A 3,889-nucleotide genomic window follows, 5' to 3' on the forward strand; every position below is an offset into this window, starting at 1 on the left:
TAAATAAAAGCTGGAGAAATTCATGCCATCATGGGGCCAAATGGTTCCGGTAAAAGTACTTTTTCTAAAGTATTAGCAGGTCATCCTGCCTACGAAGTTACAGGGGGAGAAATTACATTTTTAGGCAAAAATTTATTAGAAATGGAACCTGAAGAACGTTCATTAAATGGCATTTTCTTGGCATTTCAATATCCCCTAGAAATTCCTGGAGTTAGTAATTTAGACTTTTTGCGAGTTGCTTATAACACTAAACGTAAACATCAGGGATTAGAAGAATTAGACGCTTTTGATTTTGACGATTTGGTGCAGGATAAATTAGATATTGTCAAGATGAAACCAGAGTTTTTAGACCGCAGTGTAAATGAAGGCTTTTCTGGTGGAGAAAAAAAGCGAAATGAAATCTTACAAATGGCATTGTTAGATCCAAAATTAGCAATTTTAGATGAGACTGACTCAGGGTTAGATATTGATGCTTTGAGAATAGTAGCAAATGGAGTAAATGAATTAGCAAATGAGTCAAATTCTCTGTTAGTAATTACTCACTATCAACGTTTATTAAACTATATTGTGCCAGACTTTGTTCATGTAACAGAAGGCGGTAGAATTATTAAAACTGGTACAAAAGAATTAGCATTAGAATTAGAAGAAAAAGGTTACGATGATTTGATTGAAGAGGCAAAAGTGGGAGTGTGAAAAGTATGCAAGTTTCTGTAAAACCAGAGATATCTTATTTAGACAAGTTACTGAAAGAGTGTTGTAAAGGAGTATCTCCAACGGTACCGCCAGAATTTCCTCTAGATGGAAAAATGGCAAGTTGGTTACAGCAAGTACGCGATCGCGCAGGAACCTGGGTGCGTGAGTTGGCCTTTCCGACAAAGCAAGATGAAGAATGGCGGTTTTCTGACTTGTCTGCAATGATGAAGTTAAATTTTCAAGCACCTGCACCAGTAAATTTGGATGCTTTGAATATTACTCCTTTTATTTTGCCGGAAGCAACAGACAGTCGGTTGGTATTTGTGAATGGGGTATTTGCACCAAAGTTATCATTAGTCGAAGGTTTGACAGATCGAGTGTTTGTCGGAAACCTAGGGCAGTTACCTCCCGAATATCAAGACCGCATCGGAGATTATTTGGGGCAACAACAGGGAAGTAAAGAAGTATTTACATCCCTAAATACTGCTGGTTTAACTGATGCAGCAGTGGTATGGTTGCCAAAAAATCAAGTTGTAGAAAAACCAATACATCTATTATTTATTGCGACTCAGACTGAAATTCCGATTTTGACTCAGCGTCGTTGTTTAGTAGTAGCGGAGCGTAACAGTAGTGCGACAATAATTGAGCATTGTGTTACGGCAGAAGTTATTTGTCCGGAAGCACCCACTTCTCGCCCCTATCTGACAAATACAGTTACAGAAATATGGGTAGAGGAAAATGCGGAAATTAATCATAGCAGGGTGCAGCGAGATGCAGGAACAGCATTTCATATCGGCAAAACAGCGATCGCTCAAGCGAAGAATAGTCGTTATACTTGCAATGCTATCCATTTAGGGGCAAAATTATCTCGTCATAATTTAGAAGTTTCTCAAATGGGCGAGGGAACGGAAACTAATCTTTATGGTTTGGCATTTATTGGGAATGAGCAAGAAGCAGATACTCACAGTGCCATTATTTTGAATCATCCCAATGGTGTAACTGAGCAACTTTATAAGTGTATTGTTGATGACAAAGCACATTCTATATTTAATGGCAAAGTCTATGTTTCTCAAACTGCACAGTTGACTAATGCAGCTCAGTTAAATCGTAATTTGTTACTTTCTTCTGGTGGGAGGGTTGATACAAAACCGCAATTAGAAATTATTGCTGATAATGTTCAATGTTCCCATGGTGCAACTGTTAGTCAGTTGGATGATGATGAAGTGTTTTATTTACAAAGTCGAGGTTTGAATGAAGAAGTAAGTCGTAATTTATTAATTGATGCTTTTGCAGCAGAAATTATTAACAAGTTGCCCTTACCTTCTTTGCAAAATATTTTAAAACAATGTGTTGCTTGTAAAGTGTAAAAGAAGGAAGAAGGAAGAAGGAGGAAGGAGGAAGGTGAGTTAAAAAATTGATTGAGACTTATTACTCCTTGGAGATTAATTCCTCCTTCGGTGTAGTAAAGTTTCAAAGAGAGTAATAAGGAAAAAGTAAAAAGAAGGAACTAAGCAAGTGAGCTAAAAAGTTGATTGAGACTTATTATACCAATTCCTAAAAGTAACGCTATACTTGGGTAAAATTTCAGTTATTAACTAATTAAAACAGACCGAATCACCTTTTTGCTAAAAATAGCCCAGTTAATGTTAATTATTCTTACTTTTTACTTCTCCCTAACTCCCCGACTCCCCGACTCCCCTGCTCAACAAAATGTAGAAAAGTTTTTGATAAATGGTATTACTCCTTGGGGACTAATTCCTCCTTCGGTGTAATAATGAGTTAATAACTCATAGCTGATAGCTGATAGCTGATAGCTAAATGCTTACTAATAACTGATAGCTGAAAAAATGACTATTATTCAAGAAAAAACACTAGGTGAAAAAGTACGGGAAGAATTTCCGATTTTAAATCAGGAAATAAATGGTAAACCACTGGTTTATTTAGATAATGCTGCTACTTCACAAAAACCTCTAGCAGTTATTAATGCTTGGCAAGAATATTACCTGAAATATAATTCTAATGTGCATCGTGGTATTCATACCTTAAGCTCAAAAGCAACAGATGCTTATGAAGGGGCAAGAGATAAAATAGCTGCTTTTGTCAATGCAGCATCTCGGAATGAAATTGTTTATACTCGAAATGCTAGTGAAGCAATTAATTTAGTCGCCTATTCTTGGGGTTTAAATAATCTCAAAGCAGGAGATGAAATTATTGTCTCAGTTATGGAACATCATAGTAATTTTGTTCCCTGGCAAATGGTTGCTCAAAAAACTGGAGCAGTTTTAAAATTCGTAGAGCTAACCAAGACCGGAGAATTTGATTTTGAACAATATAAAACTCTAGTTTCAGATAAAACAAAATTAGTAGCAGTTGCCCATATTTCTAATGTTTTAGGCTGTCAAAATCCAGTGCAAGAAATCTGCGCGGTCGCTCATCAAAATAGAGCAAAAGTATTAATAGATGCTTGCCAAAGTGTACCTCATATAAGAGTAGATGTACGGGAAATAGATTGTGATTGGTTAGTAGCTTCCGGTCATAAAATGTGCGCTCCTACTGGTATTGGTTTTCTCTATGGAAAATTAGAATTATTAGAGAAAATGCCTCCATTCTTAGGAGGAGGCGAAATGATTTCCGAGGTATTTTTTGACCATTCCACCTATGCCGAATTACCTCATAAATTTGAAGCAGGAACACCAGCTATTGGAGAAGCGATCGCTCTTGGTGCAGCAGTAGATTATCTGACAAATATAGGTATGGAAAAAATCCATAATTATGAAGCAGAATTAACTACTTATTTATTTGAAAGATTGAACCAAATTCCTGAAGTTACTATTTATGGGCCTCAACCAAATGAGAAAGGTGAAAGTAGGGCAGCATTAGCATCTTTTACTGTAGAAAAAATTCATCCCAACGATTTATCAACAATGTTAGATGAAGCAGGTGTAGCAATTCGTTCCGGTCATCATTGTGCCCAACCTTTACATAAATATTTGAATATTTCATCCACAGCTAGAGCAAGTTTATCTTTTTATAATAATCGTAATGATATTGATGCTTTTATTGTTGCTTTGAAAGAAACAATAGAGTTTTTTAGCAATATTATGGGTTGAGAGAGGAGTCAGGAGTCAGGAGTCAGAAGTCAGGAGGAAAGAAAGAAGTAAGAGGAGGAAAAGGAGAAAGATACAGTAGGTTGGGT

Annotated in this window: 3 protein-coding genes and 1 pseudogene; all 4 read left to right on the forward strand. The window is 36.4% G+C overall.

Annotated features, from left to right (window positions below):
* Positions 1–693: pseudogene (sufC, locus tag F6K13_RS22615) on the forward strand (Fe-S cluster assembly ATPase SufC); the annotation flags it as partial.
* 5 nt (positions 694–698) lie between these two features.
* Positions 699–2,060 (forward strand): Fe-S cluster assembly protein SufD, encoded by a 1,362-nt coding sequence (gene sufD, locus F6K13_RS22620; protein WP_124147750.1) that lies wholly within the window; start codon positions 699–701, stop codon positions 2,058–2,060.
* Positions 2,061–2,336: 276 nt separating this feature from the next.
* Positions 2,337–2,465, forward strand: coding sequence for a hypothetical protein (locus F6K13_RS22625; protein WP_282433650.1), 129 nt, complete (start codon positions 2,337–2,339; stop codon positions 2,463–2,465).
* 75 nt (positions 2,466–2,540) lie between these two features.
* Positions 2,541–3,803, forward strand: coding sequence for a SufS family cysteine desulfurase (locus tag F6K13_RS22630; protein ID WP_124147749.1), 1,263 nt, complete (start codon positions 2,541–2,543; stop codon positions 3,801–3,803).
* Positions 3,804–3,889 lie beyond the last annotated feature (86 nt).

Source organism: Okeania sp. SIO2B9 (genome assembly GCF_010672505.1).
Classification (GTDB): domain Bacteria; phylum Cyanobacteriota; class Cyanobacteriia; order Cyanobacteriales; family Microcoleaceae; genus Okeania; species Okeania hirsuta.

What these genes read in the sequence shown, in the direction of transcription:
- sufD (WP_124147750.1), top strand. Translation starts at nt 699, where the DNA reads ATGCAAGTTTCTGTAAAACCAGAGATATCTTATTTAGACAAGTTACTG.
- F6K13_RS22625 (WP_282433650.1), top strand. Translation starts at nt 2,337, where the DNA reads ATGTTAATTATTCTTACTTTTTACTTCTCCCTAACTCCCCGACTCCCC.
- F6K13_RS22630 (WP_124147749.1), top strand. Translation starts at nt 2,541, where the DNA reads ATGACTATTATTCAAGAAAAAACACTAGGTGAAAAAGTACGGGAAGAA.